We start from the raw sequence: 18,372 nt of genomic DNA, 5'->3' as shown, positions 1-18,372 counted from the left end.
GACCGTCTTTGCCCAGCGCCACTTTGTCGCCGACAGTTACGCCGCTGTTGTTCACAACGGTCTCGCCCGCGGTCAGGCTGTCAGCCTTCAGGTCTTTAGCGGTAGAAACTTTGTAAACGTTAGAACCGCCTGTTTTGTCGGTTTCAACGACGATGTTGTCGTCGCCGCTTTCCACACGACCTGAATTGGCTTTCAACTGAGCAACGTTGACGGCGTCGGTATCTGCCTCGCCTGCGGCGACGTTGGAGATTTTATTGCCGCCGTTGTCCAAACCGTCTTTGGTCAGGCTGACAGGATTACCTGCTTTGCCGTTGCCCACAGTCAACCCGTTGTCGGTCAGAACGCTGTCGCCGACAGTTACTTTGTTGAAGGATACGTCGTCTGAAGTCGCTACGGTGATGTTCTTACCGTTGCGGCTGACTTTGACGTTTTTACCTTCTTTGAAGGTTACGGTGTCGCCTGCGCCGATTTTTTCAGACGAGGTTTCGTCGTTGGCGTTCAGGTTCCAGCCTTTGTCGGCAGTTTCTTTCACTGCGGCAATGGCGTCGTGGACGTTGTCTTTGCCTGTACCGCCAATGTCGGTGAAGTTGACGTTGCCGTTGTTGTTGGCTGCGTTACCGCCGAAGATTTTCGCCAGATTGGCTTGGGTAGCGTTCAACTGCTCTTCAGTTGCAGCTTGACCTTTGGTAGCGAAGTCCGCACCGCCCAAGGTGGTGTTGCTCAGACCGCTGACTGTGCCGTTTACGCCGTCGATGCTGACAGGTTTGCCACTGTCTTGTCCGATTTTGACGGTGTCGGCAAGTTTCAGTTGTACGCCGCCTTCAACGGTTTCGCTGGTAATGTTGCTGTCGCCTTTGATGTTGACAGTGTCGCCCAATGCGTATTTGTTGCTGCCGCTTGTACCGCCGATATTGATACCTTTAGCAATATTTTCGGCATTGGTGTTGGCTTTCTGATCAACTTTGTACAGTTGCGCTCCGTTAACAGCGTCGGTGCTGTCAGCCGCAAGCGTGCCTTCGGCAACCTTAGTAATCTTGTTGCCGCCGTTGTTCAGACCGTCTTTGGTCAGGCTGACGGCTTCTTTGCCGCTGCTTGGCACCGGGGTCAGGGTGATGCCGTTTGCTGTGGTTTCGGCAATATTGCCGTCTTTGTCAGCCAAGGAAACATTGCCGCCGTTGATGGTGGTCACGTTGCCGTCGGTTTCAAATTGTGCGCTGTTCAAACCTTGCAAATCTTTGGCAAGTTTGACGTTGAGCGTGCCGTTAAGGTCGTCTGAAACCACGCCGATGTTGTTGTCGGACAGTTTCGCCGCATCCGCACCGCCTTTGACGAAAACTTGGTTGCCGAGTTTGCGCTCGAAATTCTTGTCTGCGTTGTCGCCGCCGAAAGTCAGGCCTTTTTGCAGCTCGGTACCGATGTTGTCCAACGCGCCTTGTACGGTGTTGACAGGTGCGGCCTGCGTGCCGTCGGTTTTGGTTACCACCAGATTCGGTACTTCAACCGCGCCGGTAGTCGGATTGACGGTTGCGCCCAATGCGGTTGCCAACGGAGTGAGCTGGCTGACGTTGACGGCGTCGGTATTGTTCACACCGGCAGCGATGTCGGTTGCTTTCTTACCGCCGTTAGACAGACCTTCGGTCGTCAGTTTGACGGGGTTTGCCGCCGTGCCGACGGTCACGCCGTCTGCAGAAACGGTGGTTTTGCCGCCTGCTGCGTCGATGAATTCAGACGAGGTCAGACCTTTCAGCTCTTTCGCCAGTTTGACGTTGAGTGTGCCGGTAGTGTCGTCTGAAACCACACCAATGTTGTTACTGTCGGACAGTTTGGTTGCATCGGCTTCGCCGCCTTTAACGGTGACAGTGCTGCCCAAACGTCGAGTTGAGGGCGTACCGGTATCTGCGGCAAACGTCAACGGTGTGCGTGCTGCATCGCTTAACGCACTTAATGCTTCTCCGACAGTATGGTAAGTCGCTACGCTGCTACTATCCGGATTGCCAGAAATAACTGTGTAATTCGGTGCAGTAATAGTGCCGTCAGCAGGATTAACCTGTGTGCCAAGTGCTTTGGCAACTTTGTCCAGCTGCGATACGTTTACCGCATCGTTTTGCTTCTGACCATCTTTAACGTTACCGATAGTCGTCGGAGTCGAGGTTTGAGGGTCGGTCGGATTCAATGCGGCAATGGTTACGTCATTGCCTGTATAGACAGAGTTATCCTCTACATCGACAAACTTAACGGTGCGTGTTTGCGTAAGCGGATCAACGGTTACTTCGCGTCTCAACATTTTGCCGTTGGAACCAACATAAGAGAACGGTGTTGAATTACTAACCGTAGTCAATGTAGTTACATGGACGTTTTTAATTGCATCCGATAACTGCTCAAAATTCACTGCATCAGACGCTTCTGTACCTTTGGCAACATTGATAATCTTGTTGTTTGCCATATCCAAGCCGCCATTTGCCGTAATCTTGCCGGCAAAAGTCGGAGCATCAACTGTATTGATGCTGACTGCGCCTTTATTTTGGCTCAAACGGATATTTTGACCTGCTTCCAACGTAATGGTCGCACCATTGGTAATTTCTTCCAAAGAATAGTTTTCAGCAACACCATTGGTATTGTTGGTTTTAGCCGTATTCAGCTTGAACGATTTGTAAGAAGAGTTGTGGATAGAAGCAATGGCATCATGGATAGTGCGCTCACCCGTACCGCCGATGTCAGTCATCTTAATAGTGCCGTCATTCGCAATGGCTGCGTTTCCACCCAATACGCCGACTGCGCTCGTACCGATGTTGTTCATGACGTTTTGAGTCGCATAAAGCTGGCTGCCGTTTACTGCGTCAGTGCTGTTGTTGCTGATGCGGCCTGCGGCGACGTTGGTAATCGTACGCTCTTTGCCTGCCGTGCCGATGCTGAGTGTGGACTCAGGGGCGTTGCCTGCAAAGTTGCCGAAAGTCAGACCACCAACGGTGGCAGAGGTCGTCTGGACGGCTGCTTCAGTCGCGGAATTGGCACCCAATGCGATAGAACCTGCATGAGCGGCATTGGCGTTTTTACCGAAAGCGATGGCATTGCCGACAGAGGCTTTTGCCGCATCGCCCAAGGCAAAGGTGTCGCCTGCGGTGGCTTTGGCATTTTTACCGAAGGCTACGGCACGGTTTTGCGTGGCTTGGGCGTTGTAGCCGATGGCGATGGTGTCGTCTTTTTGCGCGTCTGCTTCGTTACCCAATGCCAAAGCATTGTTGGAAGTGGCTTTGCTGTTGCGACCTGCCGCGACAGTACCGGAAGCGGTTGCGCGGGTATTGAAGCCCAACGCGGTCGCACCTGCCGCCGTGGACTGGCTGTATGCGCCGATTGCGGTGGAGGAATCTTGGTTGGCGATTGCGCCGTCACCGACCGCTACGCTGGATTTGCCCAATGCTTTGGAAGACTGACCGCCTGCGAAGGAGTTTTGACCGTAGGCGTTGGACGCTTGACCGACGGCGGTAGCGTTGGTGCCGCTGGCTTTGGTGTTCGCACCGATGGCGACGGAGCCTTCACCTTTGGTCGCGCCGTTGACGGCGGCAACGGAGGCGGTATCTTCGTTGACGGAGGCGTTTTTACCGATGGCGATAGAGTTGGAAATTACCGCCTGCGCACCTGTACCGACGGCTACGGCAAAATCGCCCGCTGCCTGCGCGTCCGCACCTGCTGCCAGAGCATCCAATCCGGTTGCACCGTCATTGTTGTAATTGCCTCGGGCATTGGAGGTCGTCTGAACGCTGTAAAAATGGCTGGAGCTGCCGCCGCCTAATTGGTCGATTTTGTTGTTCATCGCTTCCAAAGCGTCGTGAACATTGGCTTTGCCTGTACCGCCTAAATTGTTCAGGGTCAGATTGCCTGCATTGTCGATTGCAGTTTCGCCGCCCAAGGCGTTTTTGACGTTGTTACCCAAGTTGAGCAGGTAAGAATTGGTCGCGTAAAGCTGGCTGCCGTTGATGGCGTCGGTGCTGGTTGCGCTGATGACACCTGCGGAAACGTTTTGAATTTGACGGGTGAAGTTGTTGGCAGGGGTAGTTGCATCGACTTTACCGACGGAAACCGTACCGTAAGACCATGTACCGGCGGCTGTGTAGTTACCGTTCAGTGTGTAATCGCCACTGTGATGCGCTTCAGTCAAACTGCCGCCACCCAAAGCAACATCGTTTTCATTGACGGCATGGGATTCGTAACCTAAGGCAAGTGCTTTGACAGCATCAGCTTTGGTGTATGCACCCAAAGTAACCGCACCTGCTTTTGCCGAAGTCGCAGATACACCCAAGGCGACAGTATTGCCTTCCGCAGCATTGGCGGAATGACCGATAGCAATAGCTTCTGCTGCAAGTGCTTTAGTCGTATTACCAAAGGCAATCGAGCTGTTACCCGTTGCTTGGGTGTCGAGACCCATCGCCATTGCATAGTCTTCTGAAGCGACAGCATTGCTGCCGATGGCAATGCCGTTGAGCTTGCTGTTGGTTACCTTCGCCATGTTACCGATGGCCACGGCAAAACGACCGGAGGCATTGGAATCGATACCCAATGCGACCGCCTCACTGCCCGATGCGTTGGCACGCTGACCCACCGCGACAGAAGAAACGGCTCCGGCAACAGTCTCGTGACCGATGGCGACGGTTTCGTGTGCGCTGGCATTGGCAGTCTTACCAATGGCTACCGAATTGTCGCCGCTTGCTTTGGAAACCATACCGACGGCAACTGCGGATTCTTTTTCTGCCAATGCGGTTTTACCGATGGCGACGGTGTTGCTGAAGCTGCCTTTTGCAGCTTCACCGATGGCGACAGTGGAAGTGACGCTCAGTTTTTGGGCATCCGTACCCATGCCTGCTTCCCTACCGATGGCGACGTTGTTCGCACCAGACACAAATGCGCCGGAACGCAAGCCGAGGGCAATATTGTCCACGCCAGTAGCGTTGTTGCCCGTACCTTTACCGATGGAGATTTGACGTTCATTGGTATAGGCATTGCGACCGCTGTCCGCGCCGATATAGACGGTGTCCGCGCCGACTGTGCGCCCTGCGGAAACGGCGGCGTCGTACACACCTGCGTTCGTACCCACTACGATATTGCCCGTACCTGCCGCTACGGCTTTGTTACCGATGGCAACGGCGTTGTTGGCGGTGGCTTGGCTGTTTTGACCAAGTGAAGTAGAAGTCTCTGTAGTGGCAATGGCTTCTTTACCGACTGCGATGCTGCTCAAACCGGTTGCCTGAGTGGCAAAACCGACGGCAATCGCGCCTTTGGCAGAAGCGGTGGTTTGCGGACCAGCAGCCAAGGCGTTTTCAGCACCTGCATTGCTGTCTACACCGAAGGCTGTGGCGCGCAGACCGTTTGCCGTGCTGTTTTTACCGACGGCAGTGGTATCTTTCAGGGCGGCATTGGCGGTCGAACCGATGGCGACAGCATCCGAATTGCCTGCTTTTGCACCATAACCGATAGCAGTTGAGAAATTGCCGGTTGCAGTCGGTCCTTTATCCGCCGCCTGACTGCCGCCAATCGCGATGGAGGAAGCACCTAACGCATTCGCTTTACCACCGATGGCAATGCCGTAAGAGCCCGAACCTAAAGCCGATTCACCCACGGCAATAGCCCGTTGTCCGGTAGCAATGGCAGTACTCATAATCGCAAGGCTGGCTGCACCTGATGCATTCGCACCCTTGCCAACGGTACTCGCACCACCGATGGCTACGGCGCTCATACCCGAAGTATTGGAATTGAAACCGATGGAAATACCGTTACCTGCTGCTTCAGTAACAGTGGCGCTGGTACCGATGGCAACAGATGATCTGCCTTGTGCATTTGAAGAGTCACCGATACCGACACTGCCGCTTTTGGTTTTCGCCAAGTTACCGATAGCGACGTTTTTAGTTTCCATACCGTTTGCGCCATTACCGATGTAAATGGACTGGGTACTGTCACTGCCACTGCCTGCGTTGGTACCGATGGCGATCACGTTATCGCTGTTCGTGCTGCTTTGTAACGCATTTTCACCGATAGCGATGTTTCGTCCGTTTGCAGAACTAGAGCCGGGACCCGCACCTTTACCGATAGCAATGTCAGCCTGACCTTTCGTTGCCGCACCTTGACCGATGGCAATAGTCTGATTTTTGGCAGCATTGGCGGAAGAACCAATGGCAATAGAGCCGGTTTCGGCAGTGGCTGAATTCGGACCAATGGCAACGTTACTTTCTCCGCTGGTTTGGGTTCCTTGTCCGATGGAGACAGATTTACCTTGTTTTGGAGGTTGTCCGCCGTCTTGAGGAATGAAATCTAACGCAGTCGTCGTATCATCGCCGCAGACCACGTTGTAGCTGGTGGTATCGAAATAGCAGGTGTTGTAGTCGGTACCTTCGGCAGCCGCAGTGACGGCTTTGCCATTGGCAAGGGTTTTACCGTTATTTGCTGCAGCCATGACTTGACCGCTGGCAAGCAGCAGGCCGGACATGATGGCGGTAAACGCGAAGCGCACGCCTACGGAGGCAACGATGCCGCCTATGCCTGATGAAGCCGTTTTCCCATGCGCTTTGGCGAATTCCGCCACCGCGTTCCACGTCTGTGTGGTTTCGTTCCATACGACACGATAGATTTTATTCATGCTGACTCTCTGATTTAAAATGTTAAACAAATAAATTTAATATATTATTGAATTGATGTAATAACCAGCTTTCCAAACATCCAATCCAATAACCAAAAATGAAAATATCGTATTTGATACTGATATTTCGATTGCAAAATTTATTCAACGGATATGACGTATATTGTCACTTTCAAACAAATTTCAGGATTTATCTATACCTCAGATAACAATCTCCAAAAACTGATTTATCGACCTTTTGGCTATTTATCTATCCGCTTATCTTTGATGACTTCTATTTTCTTAACTTTATTTTGCAATCAAAGCGAAACTTTATCTTTTATCTGAAAGCAATTTATATGCCAAAACCCTTTTGCCTGAATTCACCCGTACTAAAAAAATGATATTTTTAAGTATCCGACATCCAAAAATAAGAAAAGAGGTCGTCTGAAAACGTTTCAGACGACCTCTGTAAACCTTATGTTGATTCAATATTAATGAATAACTTTTAAAATACTATCCTCAGTAAGTTGGCGATGTTAAGCGGCATTATTCTGTATAATGCCGCAATGTTTTTGAAACAAGGAATACAAATGCTTACCCCAGAACAAGTCAAATCGCTGATTGAAGGCGTCGCCGCTTGCGAACACGTCGAAGTCGAAGGCGACGGACATCACTTCTTCGCCGTCATCGTCTCTTCCGAGTTTGAAGGCAAAGCCCGCCTCGCCCGCCACCGCCTGATCAAAGACGGTCTGAAGGCGCAACTGGCCAGCAACGAATTGCACGCGCTGTCGATTTCCGTTGCCGCCACGCCTGCGGAATGGGCGGCGAAGCAGCAATAAGTCGTTAGCTCAGACAAAAAAAGGTCGTCTGAAACCTGAATCGGAGTTTCAGACGACCTTTTTTAATTTACACAATGTTGAATTGCCGCTTAATAAGCATCAGGAATGCAGGCAGATTCCGTGTCGTTCCTTATGCCGCCGCTTCGAGTTTTTCGACCATGCCGACGCCTACGCCGCAGATGCCGACGTGCACCGCCACTACCGGCGATACGGGAACGCCGTCATCCAAACAGATACCGGTCCGCTTGAAGAAGCGTTCTGCAAATATCCGATACCGGTCGCGTTCGCCCGTATAAAGACCGCCGAGGATAAATTGTTCCCTGTTTTTGCCTTGCATCAGTTTCAACACTTGGTCGATGATGGCATCAAACATTTTTTCGTCATCGGAAGTGGATTCGACCCGGCACAACTGATCTTGCGAAAAGCGCAATACGGCGCGCAGCCCCAACCAGTCGCACAACGAAGCGCCCAATCTTGCCATCGTGCCGCTGCCGACAAGAGATTTGATTGTGGACAGTCCGAAAATGATGTTGCAACGTTTTTTTAAACCTTCCAAGTAAGCAACGATTTCCGTCGGCGTTTTTCCTTCGCGCAACAGGCGGTCTGCTTCCAAAGCAAAAAAGCCTTCGGGCATACAGCATGTCCCTGTATCGACGACATGGACTTTCAACTGCGGAACCTGCTCGGCAACTTGACGCACCATATCGGCAGAATCACTTAATTTGTGGCTCAACGTCGTCACGATGGCTTCGTGATAACCCTGACCGACCAAATATTGAAAAGTCCTCAATAAATCTTCAGACGACGGCGGTGTTGTAGAAACATCGCTGTCCAAATGCTCGCGGCGCCAATTGCAATATTCTTCATTACTGATTTCCAGTCCGTCAGCGAACTCTTGTTGTTCCATAAATACATTCAGATGCAGAATCTGAATCGGGCTGTCCCGATCGAGTATGCCCGACAAAGAGCCACTCGACGTAGACAATACCGCGCAACGATATAAGGCATAAGAGCCTGCCATAAACTGCTCCCTTGTGCATCAAACAATGCAAAATCTCAAATAAATAAAGGACCATCTAAGCGGTCTATTTTAATGATAAACGGTATGTAAATTTTTGTCTACATATTAATAGTTTTGAGCATTATTTTGAAACTAAACACTATATTCTAAAATAATAGTTATCATTCATTGCCATATGGTTTTTATGCCGCCTTTTGAACACCTGCGTTTACATATCGTTTACAATACAGCTACTTCTCAACCAAAAGACCACCCATGCCGAAAATCACCCTGATTGCCGCCTGCGCGCCTGACCGCTGCATAGGCATCAACAACACCATGCCTTGGCACTTGCCCGAGGACTTCGCATTTTTCAAATCCTATACCCTCGACAAACCCGTCGTGATGGGGCGGAAAACTTGGGAATCCCTACCCCGCAAGCCGCTGCCCGGCCGCCGCAATATCGTCATCAGCCGTCAGGCAGATTATCCGGCAGAAGGCGCGGAAACCGTCGGCAGCCTTGAAGAAGCTTTGGCATTATGTGCCGCTGCGGAAGAAGTCATCATCATGGGCGGCGCACAAATCTATGCCCAAGCCCTGCCGCTTGCCAGCGATTTGCGGATTACCGAAGTGGCATTAGACGTCCAAGGCGATGCGTTTTTCCCCGAATTTTCGCCGTCAGAATGGCGCGAAACCGCCCGTGAAACCCACACCTCCGCCAACGGCACAGGCTACGCATTCGTCCATTACACCCGCATCCGATAAGCAAAAACAGGCGGTCTGCCGTCAAACCGTCCGCCAGCGATGCGATGAATCAATAAAATCAAAAAGGTCGTCTGAAAAACAGTTTTCAGACGACCTTTGTGATTCTCAAACAGCCGATATAGCGAATTAAATTAAGCCAGCCGTAGCGTGGGCTTCGCCCGCGAATCTGCCGATCAAATCCCGAACCAGACAATCGTTCAAGCCGTTTTCCGCGGGCAAAGCCCACGCTACAATCTGCTACCTGTATCGGCGGCGTACCGTTATTCCCCAACCCGCCTACCAAGTCGAATAAGGATGCTTGCTCAAATACGCATTGGTAAATTTTCCTTCCGACGTAATCTCCGCGCCCAGCCAGTCCGGTTTTTCAAACGGTGTATCTTCCGCAGGCAGCTCGACCTCCGCCACCACCAAAGGCGCGTTGTCGCCGAAATACTCGTCGATTTCAAACACAAAGCCCTTAAATTCCACCCGATAGCGGTGTTTTTCCATCTTAAACGGACACATCGTCTCCATCATCTGCCGCGCGTGCGCCAAAGGAATTTCGTATTCAAACTCACTGCGGCTGACATCCGAAATATAGCCTTTCAAAGTCAGCCAAGCCTTGTCGTCAATAATGCGCACGCGGATGGTGCGCTCTTTTTCCACGCTCAAATAGCCCTGCCGCAACACTTGCGGCGCAGAGGCTTCGCGCTTCCAGTCATCGTTTTTCAACAGGAAGCGGCGTTCGATTTCAATAGTCATCTGTTTGATTCCAATATAAAAGAAGGTCGTCTGAAAACAGGTTTTGCACACACCTTAAAACGGCTTGAACACCACCATATACAAAGCCACGACCATCATCAATACAGGCACTTCGTTAAACACCCTGTACCACTTGTGCGAATGCGTATTGCGGTTTTCCTCAAAGCCGCGAAGCAGCGCGCCGCAATAAAATTGATAAGCCAAAAGCAGCAGGCCCATCAACAGCTTCACATGCAGCCAGCCCTGCCCCCACCAGCCCGTCACAAACGGAATCACCATGCCGCACACCAGCGTCCCGAACCCCAACGGCGACATAAACTTATACAGCCGCCGCGCCATCGCCGAGAGCCGCTCATATTCCACCGGCTGCTCCGACACCTCAACCTGCGCCAGATTCACAAAAATACGCGGCAGGTAAAACAGCCCGGCGAACCACGAAATCACAAAAAACACATGTAAGAGCTTAAACCACAAATACATTTTCAGACGACCTCACGCTCGAAAACGCGTATTTTACCCGCCAAACCGCAGCGGCTGTTTTCTTTATGTCAACGACTGTCTGTTTTACGTCCGAAAAATTGTAAATCACGTCATAATTTCGCACAGTTGATATGCAATAAAATTAAAATTTGTTAAAATGCACATGTAATTAAAACCAATAGCCGCCCTACCTCGCGGAACAAACACAAAACGGAAAGAAAACATGATTAAGCAATTTGAAATCAGCACTAGCGTTCAAAAACAACTCGGCGACTACCTCGCCGCCAACCAGACCGACCTCAAAACCGCCATGGCGGACGAAACCCGCAACGGCGAAGTCGCCGCCATCATCCATGCCGGCCTGCCCATGATGGTACGCAAAATCTATTCTCTGGAAAAAATGAAAAACTTCTTCTGGACGAAAAAAGAACTGATGGTCGAATTCGTCGCCATGCGCCTTGCCGCCGCCGAAAAGAAAAACGCCAAGAAAAAACGCTGATTTCTTCCTTTCGGAAAAAATACATCAAAAGGTCGTCTGAAACCATTTGCCGGGTTTCAGACGACCTTTTCATATTCGAATCGATAGAAATATTTTCTTACGATTTTGCTATATAAAATAAAAATCACCATTTCCGCCCATCTCAAACGGCAGGCGGTTTTACTCCAATTTGATTTTTCGAGACCCCATCAATTTCGTTATCTATAAAGTCATTGAATTGTTGACGGAACTCCATCGGTCGGGCGATATAAGGAATCGGAGCATGACTGCCCCCCGTCCCTCTGACCACTATGGAGCCATAATTGAAAATCCTGCCCCAAAAACCTTGAATTACAGAAAGACTTTCAGCACGATCTATATTTAGTTCAATTGTTTGCCGACGGATAAAGCCAGCTTTGGCGATCAGTCTTTTATTGGTCAATGCAAGCTCCGTTGTCATGACATTCAGCACAGCCACAATAATGAACAATATGCCGATTATTCCAATAATTGGAATCTCTCTTATCAACAGTGCAAACAATGCACCAAATACCAATCGTCCGAATTGGGACAGCCACGATACTTGCGCTTTATAAACAATACGTTCACTCCGCCCTAAAGAGCTTTCAATATAACTTGCCATTTGACGTTCTCCACATTAGGTATTTTCCAAAAATACGGATTATAATCCGTGGATAAATAAGCGTCAAAATTGGATATTTTGAGATTTGTGAAGACAAATCTCATGAGTAAAATCAGTGTTTTGATAGGTATAAAAATCCGAGAAATCCGCAAACAGTCCAATATCAACCAAGAAAACTTAGCCTTACTTGCCGATATAGACAGAAGCTATATGGGTAGAATAGAAAGGGGGGAGGTCAATATAACGGTCGATAAACTGTATCAACTGTCTTCTGCTTTAAACTGTTCCATACACGACCTGCTGCCGGATGATTCAGAAATTAAAAATACCTGAACCGTTCAAGTAGTCCGCCCACATGACCAATCTTCTAAAAAGGTCGTCTGAAAACCGACAGCAAGGTTTTCAGACGACCTTTATCATTGTGAAATCACTATATAATACCGTCCATTAAATTTCCGATACGAGCCAGCCATGTCCGCATCCCAACCCACCATCGCCGCCATCGCCACCGCACCCGGACGCGGCGGCGTCGGCGTTATCCGTCTTTCCGGCAAAAACCTGCTGCCTTTGGCGCAAACCCTCAGCGGCGGCAAAACGCCCAAACCGCGTACCGCGCTTTACACCGACTTTCTCGGCGGCGACGGGCAGCCGATAGACAACGGCATCCTGCTCTACTTCGCCGCCCCCGCCAGCTTTACCGGCGAAGACGTGATTGAATTGCAGGGACACGGCGGCCCTGTCGTGATGGACATGCTGCTTTCGCGCTGCCTCGAACTGGGGGCGCGCATGGCGGAGCCGGGCGAATTTACCAAACGCGCCTTCCTCAACAACAAACTCGACCTTGCCCAAGCCGAAAGCGTCGCCGACCTTATCGACGCCTCCAGCAAGTCCGCCGCACGCATGGCGTTGCGTTCGCTCAAAGGCGCGTTTTCCCAACACATACACGAGCTGGTGGATGACCTTATTACTTTGCGGATGCTGGTTGAAGCCACGTTGGACTTCCCCGAAGAAGACATCGATTTTCTCGAAGCCGCCGACGCGCGCGGCAAGCTCCAAGCCCTGCAAGGCCGTCTGAAAACCGTCCTCACCAGCGCGGAACAAGGCGCGATTTTGCGCGAAGGCATGAACGTCGTCCTCGTCGGCGCGCCCAATGTCGGCAAATCCAGCCTGCTCAACGCCTTGGCGGGCGACGACATCGCCATCGTAACCGACATCGCCGGCACCACCCGCGACACCGTGCGCGAACAAATCACCCTCGACGGCGTGCCCGTCCACATCATCGACACCGCCGGCCTGCGCGAAACCGACGACGTGGTCGAACAAATCGGCATCGAGCGCAGCCGCAAAGCCGTCTCCGAAGCCGATGTCGCCCTGATTCTCATCGACCCGCGAGAAGGCGTGAACGCCAAAACCCAAGCCATTTTGAACAGCCTGCCCGAAGGTTTGAAAAAAATCGAAATCCACAACAAAGCCGACCTGACTGGCGAACCCGTCGCCGTCCGTTCAGACGGCCTCGCGCAAACCGGCGCGGACACCGTCATCAGCCTGTCCGCCAAAACCGGCGCGGGTCTCGACTTGCTCAAACACGCGCTATTGCAGGAAGTCGGCTGGCAGGGCGAAAGCGAAAGCCTGTTCCTCGCCCGCAGCCGCCACCTCAACGCCTTGTACGAAGCCGAAGCCGAGCTGGAAAACGCCGCCCTCTGCGACAACAACCAAATCGAGCTTTTCGCCGAACACCTGCGCCTCGCCCAAAACGCGTGCAGCGAAATCACCGGCGAATTTACCGCCGACGATTTGCTGGGCGTAATTTTCTCGCGCTTCTGCATCGGCAAATAAGATTAAACCTTATCCATACGCGAAAGGTCGTCTGAAAACCAAGATTCAGGTTTCAGACGACCTTTGCCGTTTGAAAGCATTGGTTTTTGACGAAATCCACGGATTGCTCACAACTTATCCACAATTTGAACTTCATCCCAATTCAATCAAATTAAACTTAATTCATTGAAAAATATCAATATATAAAAGGTCGTCTGAGAATTTTCAGACGACCTTTTAAATTGTTCACAAAATTATCAACAGGGCTAAGGGCTATCGGCATCAAACCAGATTCTGCGGATTGCCCGCGACGAAGCGGTTGATGTTGTCCACAAGGATGTCAAACAGACGGTTGGCGGCCTCTTGGCTTGCCCATGCAATGTGTGGCGTGACAATGAGGTTGGGCAGTCGAGCTTTCAGCAGAGGGTTGCCGTCGCGCGGCGGCTCTTGTGTTAACACGTCAAAACCTGCCCCGCCGATTTGGCCGTATTTCAACGCCGCAACCAAAGCGGCTTCATCAACCAAGCCGCCGCGCCCGCAGTTGATGAGGATGGCGCCGGGCTTCATCTGTTGCAACTCGGCTTCGCCTATCATGTTTGCCGTTTCCGGCGTGAGCGGGCAATGCAGCGACAGCGCATCGGCAGTGCGGACGGCTTCGTCAAAGGAAACGTAGCCGTCGCGGACGGTTTCGGCGTGTTTGTGTTCGACAAACACGACCTTCATTTTGAACGCCTGTGCATAAGTTGCCAGCGTCTGTCCGATGTTGCCGCGACCGAAAATCGCCAGTGTTTTACCGTTTAAATCGCGCATCGGTGCGCCGAGGTGGCAGAAAAACGGCGAGTTTTCCCACAAGCCTGCTGCAACGTCTCGCTGATAGGCAGGCAGGTTGCGCATCAGGGTAATCATCATCATAAACGCGTGTTCCGCCACGGATTCATTGCCGTAAGCGCGGATGTTGCACACGCTCACGCCCGCTTGCTTGGCGGCAGCAAGGTCAACATTGTTGACGCCCGTCGCGGCTAGCGCAATCAGTTTGAGCTGCGGGTTGGCGGCGATGTGTTCGGCGGAAATCACGACTTTGTTGGTAATGATGATGTCCGCGCCCTGTATGCGCTCGGCGGTCTGATGCGCCTCAGTCGAACCATAGCTGCTTAAAGTATGCGGAAAATCAAAGTCAAACGGACGGTCGGCAAGCGTGTCGCGGTCGAGAACGGCAATGCACAGTGGATTCATATTTCACCTATCAAAAATAAAATAATGATTTAAATAAACTAATTTTGAATGAAATATTCAAAAGATACGGCGTAGTTGAGAATGGTTATTATCCGAATCATACAGACATCACCATATCAGGAAACCATCATGATTAAAACCATGACCTTTGCCATTTTACATTTCGCCACCGCGTTCGGCGTTGCCTATATTTTGACCGGCAGCATTGGCATCTCAAGCGCAGTCGCGCTGGTCGAGCCGCTTGCCAACACCGTCGTTTTCTATTTCCACGAAAAGGCATGGCGACGCTACGAAAAAAATAAAACCGTAAAACAAGAATGGGCGACGCCGCTGCACCATTGTGGATAAGTTTTGACCGGAGGTCGTCTGAAAACGGGCTAGGGCATATTGTTTCTTATTGGTAAATATTCTTTCAACAAAATAGATATTTATCAATCAAAAAGAAATCAATAAAATGCTTTCCATCGCTTGAACGCCTACGCAGTTCATCTTTTATATTCAACATCATAAGGAAAGTATCATGAAAAAAGCACTCTTCGCCTCCCTCATCGCCGTTGCCACCGCCGCATCTTTCGCCGACAGCCGCATTCCTGAATGGAACCATGCCAACGACTCCGGCCCCATTCCGGGCTTAACCCAAGTCGAATATCACGACACGCACGATATGCGTAAGGATGATGACCGCTTGAAATTCACCGCACCTGCCACAGGCGTGCGCGAAATCACCGACATCGGCTACAACGACACCTATGCCCGCTCGTTGCAAAACGGCTCAAATTGATTGCCCATCGGTTGAAGTTGAAAGGTCGTCTGAAAACGTACCCATCCGTTTTCAGACGACCTTTTGCTTTATCGGAAACGGCAGCTATGATACCCTTCAGCGCGGAATATCGAAGAGTCGATATTGTTAACCGATTGAAAACGCTATGAAAGGATAAAACATGAGCGGTTTGATTATTGAAGATTTGCAGGAAGGCCACGGCAAAGAGGCCGTGAAAGGCAAGGAAATTACCGTGCATTACACCGGTTGGCTGGAAGACGGCACCAAATTCGACTCCAGCCTCGACCGCCGTCAGCCGCTGACGATTACGCTGGGCGTGGGTCAGGTCATTCAAGGCTGGGACGAAGGTTTCGGCGGCATGAAAGAAGGCGGCAAACGCAAGCTGACCATTCCCGCCGAAATGGGCTACGGCGCACGCGGCGCAGGAGGCGTGATTCCGCCTAACGCGACGTTGGTGTTTGAAGTAGAGTTGTTGAAAGTTTATGAATAATGCCTGACGGCGTTGGGATGGATTTTCTGCATTGAAAAAGAGCGAAAGGTCGTCTGAAAACCGAATGTTGAGGTTTTCAGACGACCTTTTTGTTTAATTCAAGCGGGTTAGAACAAACCAAATTTGTAGCGTGGGCTTTGCCCGTGAAATCTGCCGTCTAACCATGCCAGACAATAATCTTATTTGCTTTCATTTCGTGGGCAAAGCCCACGCTACGGGTGGCTGCAACGGCAATCTGTTCCTTCCCCCATCCGGCGGGGGAAGGCTAGGATGGGGGTGGCTTTGTGGATTTAGGCAAAATCGAATTCGTGCAGCCCATAGAGTCATCCTCTCCCGCCAGACGGGAGAGGGAGCAGGTCGCAAATAAAAATGAGGTCGTCTGAAAACCTTGAGATTCGGGTTTTTAGAGAAACCCGCTCTACACCCGTTTTCAGACGACCCTTTTCCCATCCCATACCCGCAAGCGCCTTTCCACCTGTCAAATCCCCCCGAAAAAGCGTACAATCCCACGTTTATTTTTGAATTCATTATATTTTCAGACGACCTCCGTCAGAGAAAAGAGGTCGTCTGAAACCATTAGGCACGTTGACACACATGACCCACATGATTTACCCCAAAACCTACGACGTCATCGTCGTCGGCGGCGGCCACGCAGGTACGGAGGCCGCGCTCGCTGCCGCCCGCATGGGCGCGCAGACGCTTTTGCTCACACACAACATCGAAACGCTCGGACAAATGTCGTGCAACCCGTCCATCGGCGGCATCGGCAAAGGCCATCTTGTGCGCGAACTCGACGCACTCGGCGGCGCAATGGCGTTGGCGACCGACAAATCCGGCATCCAGTTCCGTCGTTTGAACGCCAGCAAAGGCGCGGCGGTTCGTGCCACGCGTGCGCAGGCGGACCGCATCCTGTACAAAGCCGCCATCCGCGAAATGCTGGAAAACCAAGAAAATCTGGAACTTTTCCAACAGTCGGTTGACGACGTAACGCTCGACGGCGACCGCATTTCAGGCGTAATCACCGCAATGGGCGTGGAATTCAAAGCCCGCGCCGTCGTGCTGACCGCCGGCACGTTTTTGTCCGGCAAAATCCACATCGGTTTGGAAAACTACGAAGGCGGCCGCGCCGGCGACCCCGCCGCCAAATCGCTGGGCGGACGTTTGCGCGAATTGAACCTGCCGCAAGGTCGTCTGAAAACCGGCACGCCGCCGCGCATCGACGGGCGCACGATTGATTTCTCCCAGCTCACCGAACAGCCCGGCGACACGCCCGTGCCCGTCTTTTCCGTGCGCGGCAACGCCGAAATGCACCCGCGTCAAGTGTCCTGCTGGATTACGCATACCAACCTGCAAACCCACGACATTATCCGCAGCGGTTTCGACCGAAGCCCCATGTTCACCGGCAAAATTGAAGGCGTCGGCCCGCGCTACTGCCCGTCCATCGAAGACAAAATCAACCGCTTTGCCGACAAAGACAGCCACCAGATTTTCCTCGAACCCGAAGGCCTGACGACCAACGAATACTACCCCAACGGTATTTCCACCAGCCTGCCGTTCGACATCCAAATCGCGCTCGTGCGCAGCATGAAAGGCCTTGAAAACGCCCATATCCTGCGCCCAGGCTACGCCATCGAATACGACTACTTCGACCCGCGCAACCTCAAAGCCAGCCTTGAAACCAAAACCATCCAAGGCCTCTTCTTCGCCGGACAAATCAACGGCACGACCGGCTACGAAGAAGCCGCCGCACAAGGCCTGCTCGCAGGCGCGAACGCCGTGCAATACGTCCGCGGACAAGACCCGCTCCTGCTGCGCCGCGAACAAGCCTACCTCGGCGTATTGGTGGACGACCTCATCACCAAAGGCGTGAACGAACCCTACCGCATGTTCACCAGCCGCGCCGAATACCGCCTGCAACTACGCGAAGACAACGCCGACATGCGCCTGACCGAAGACGGCCACAAAATCGGCTTGGTGGGTGAAGAGCAATGGCGCATGTTCAACGAAAAACGCGAAGCCATCGAACGCGAAATCCAACGTTTGAAAACAACGTGGTACACGCCGCAAAAACTCGCCAAAGACGAACAAATCCGCGTGTTCGGGCAAAAACTCAGCCGCGAAGCCAACCTGCACGACCTCCTGCGCCGCCCGAACCTCGACTACGCCGCACTGATGACGCTCGAAGGCGCAGAACCCGAGTGCAGGCTGCCTGAAAACGTGATTGAACAAGTCGAAATCCAAGTCAAATACCAAGGCTATATCGACCGCCAAAACGAAGAAATCGACAGCCGCCGCGACATCGAAACCTTAAAGCTGCCCGACGACATCGATTACAGCAAAGTCAAAGGCCTATCCGCCGAAGTGCAGCAAAAACTCAACCAGCACAAACCCGAAACCGTCGGGCAGGCAAGCCGCATTTCTGGTGTAACCCCTGCGGCAGTGGCATTGCTGATGGTGCATTTGAAGCGCGGGTTTAAGGGGGCGAAGTAGGCTCACCCGC

At 51.9% G+C, this 18,372-nt stretch carries 15 protein-coding genes; 9 read left to right on the top strand and 6 right to left on the bottom strand.

Annotation, left to right across the window (positions count from 1 at the left end; genetic code table 11):
• The coding region (locus HMPREF3277_RS13035; protein ID WP_070871365.1) for an ESPR-type extended signal peptide-containing protein at positions 1 to 6,625 on the bottom strand (6,625 nt) is incomplete at its 3' end.
• A gap of 572 nt (positions 6,626 to 7,197) precedes the next feature.
• Between HMPREF3277_RS13035 and HMPREF3277_RS13030 the strand changes: the two genes are divergently transcribed.
• Positions 7,198 to 7,446: a BolA family protein gene (locus HMPREF3277_RS13030; RefSeq protein WP_029609441.1), complete on the top strand. Its 249-nt coding sequence runs from the start codon at positions 7,198 to 7,200 to the stop codon at positions 7,444 to 7,446.
• A 130-nt stretch (positions 7,447 to 7,576) separates the two neighbouring features.
• Here the strand turns inward: HMPREF3277_RS13030 and HMPREF3277_RS13025 are convergent, their stop codons facing one another.
• Positions 7,577 to 8,467: a DegV family protein gene (locus tag HMPREF3277_RS13025; protein WP_070871364.1), complete on the bottom strand. Its 891-nt coding sequence runs from the start codon at positions 8,465 to 8,467 to the stop codon at positions 7,577 to 7,579.
• A 255-nt stretch (positions 8,468 to 8,722) separates the two neighbouring features.
• Here HMPREF3277_RS13025 and HMPREF3277_RS13020 point away from each other — a divergent pair, with 255 nt between their 5' ends.
• Positions 8,723 to 9,211: a dihydrofolate reductase gene (locus HMPREF3277_RS13020; RefSeq protein ID WP_070871363.1), complete on the top strand. Its 489-nt coding sequence runs from the start codon at positions 8,723 to 8,725 to the stop codon at positions 9,209 to 9,211.
• A gap of 276 nt (positions 9,212 to 9,487) precedes the next feature.
• On the opposite strand, the gene HMPREF3277_RS13015 is transcribed toward HMPREF3277_RS13020, so the two are convergent.
• Both HMPREF3277_RS13015 and HMPREF3277_RS13010 read right to left on the bottom strand, forming a co-directional pair.
• A complete protein-coding gene (locus HMPREF3277_RS13015; RefSeq protein WP_049225079.1) occupies positions 9,488 to 9,952 on the bottom strand; it encodes a CYTH domain-containing protein in 465 nt (154 codons plus the stop codon).
• 54 nt (positions 9,953 to 10,006) lie between these two features.
• Positions 10,007 to 10,432, bottom strand: a complete 426-nt coding sequence (locus HMPREF3277_RS13010) for a CopD family protein (protein ID WP_070871362.1) — start codon at positions 10,430 to 10,432, stop codon at positions 10,007 to 10,009.
• Between the two features lie 223 nt (positions 10,433 to 10,655).
• On the opposite strand from HMPREF3277_RS13010, the gene HMPREF3277_RS13005 reads away from it, so the two are divergent.
• Positions 10,656 to 10,931 carry a hypothetical protein gene (locus tag HMPREF3277_RS13005; protein ID WP_003762327.1) on the top strand — a complete coding sequence of 92 codons (276 nt, stop codon included), beginning with the start codon at positions 10,656 to 10,658 and terminating at the stop codon, positions 10,929 to 10,931.
• Positions 10,932 to 11,073: 142 nt separating this feature from the next.
• Here the strand turns inward: HMPREF3277_RS13005 and HMPREF3277_RS13000 are convergent, their stop codons facing one another.
• Positions 11,074 to 11,553 (bottom strand): PH domain-containing protein, encoded by a 480-nt coding sequence (locus HMPREF3277_RS13000; protein ID WP_070871361.1) that lies wholly within the window; start codon positions 11,551 to 11,553, stop codon positions 11,074 to 11,076.
• A 102-nt stretch (positions 11,554 to 11,655) separates the two neighbouring features.
• Here HMPREF3277_RS13000 and HMPREF3277_RS12995 point away from each other — a divergent pair, with 102 nt between their 5' ends.
• Together HMPREF3277_RS12995 and mnmE are read left to right on the top strand one after the other, a co-directional pair.
• Entirely contained in the window at positions 11,656 to 11,886 is a 231-nt protein-coding gene (locus HMPREF3277_RS12995; protein WP_049225085.1) for a helix-turn-helix domain-containing protein, read from the top strand.
• Positions 11,887 to 12,024: 138 nt separating this feature from the next.
• A complete protein-coding gene (gene mnmE / locus HMPREF3277_RS12990) occupies positions 12,025 to 13,389 on the top strand; it encodes a tRNA uridine-5-carboxymethylaminomethyl(34) synthesis GTPase MnmE (protein WP_070871360.1) in 1,365 nt (454 codons plus the stop codon).
• Between the two features lie 261 nt (positions 13,390 to 13,650).
• On the opposite strand, the gene HMPREF3277_RS12985 is transcribed toward mnmE, so the two are convergent.
• On the bottom strand, positions 13,651 to 14,601 hold the full coding sequence (locus HMPREF3277_RS12985) for a D-2-hydroxyacid dehydrogenase (RefSeq protein WP_003779689.1): 951 nt from the start codon (positions 14,599 to 14,601) through the stop codon (positions 13,651 to 13,653).
• Between the two features lie 129 nt (positions 14,602 to 14,730).
• Between HMPREF3277_RS12985 and HMPREF3277_RS12980 the strand changes: the two genes are divergently transcribed.
• The 4 genes from HMPREF3277_RS12980 to mnmG all read left to right on the top strand — a co-directional run bounded on the left by HMPREF3277_RS12980 (position 14,731) and on the right by mnmG (position 18,362).
• Positions 14,731 to 14,949 carry a DUF2061 domain-containing protein gene (locus tag HMPREF3277_RS12980; protein ID WP_070871359.1) on the top strand — a complete coding sequence of 73 codons (219 nt, stop codon included), beginning with the start codon at positions 14,731 to 14,733 and terminating at the stop codon, positions 14,947 to 14,949.
• A gap of 172 nt (positions 14,950 to 15,121) precedes the next feature.
• Complete coding sequence (locus HMPREF3277_RS12975) at positions 15,122 to 15,382, top strand: hypothetical protein (protein ID WP_070871358.1); 261 nt, start codon at positions 15,122 to 15,124, stop codon at positions 15,380 to 15,382.
• A gap of 160 nt (positions 15,383 to 15,542) precedes the next feature.
• Positions 15,543 to 15,872 (top strand): FKBP-type peptidyl-prolyl cis-trans isomerase, encoded by a 330-nt coding sequence (locus tag HMPREF3277_RS12970; protein ID WP_003743612.1) that lies wholly within the window; start codon positions 15,543 to 15,545, stop codon positions 15,870 to 15,872.
• Positions 15,873 to 16,466: 594 nt separating this feature from the next.
• A complete protein-coding gene (mnmG, locus tag HMPREF3277_RS12965) occupies positions 16,467 to 18,362 on the top strand; it encodes a tRNA uridine-5-carboxymethylaminomethyl(34) synthesis enzyme MnmG (RefSeq protein ID WP_070871357.1) in 1,896 nt (631 codons plus the stop codon).
• Positions 18,363 to 18,372: the final 10 nt, after the last annotated feature.

This window comes from Neisseria sp. HMSC70E02, from assembly GCF_001838645.1.
In the GTDB taxonomy this organism is placed as follows: Bacteria; Pseudomonadota; Gammaproteobacteria; order Burkholderiales; family Neisseriaceae; genus Neisseria; species Neisseria macacae.
The sequence above is the reverse complement of the archived record's forward strand: the minus strand, read 5'-3'. Positions and strand labels throughout refer to the sequence as shown.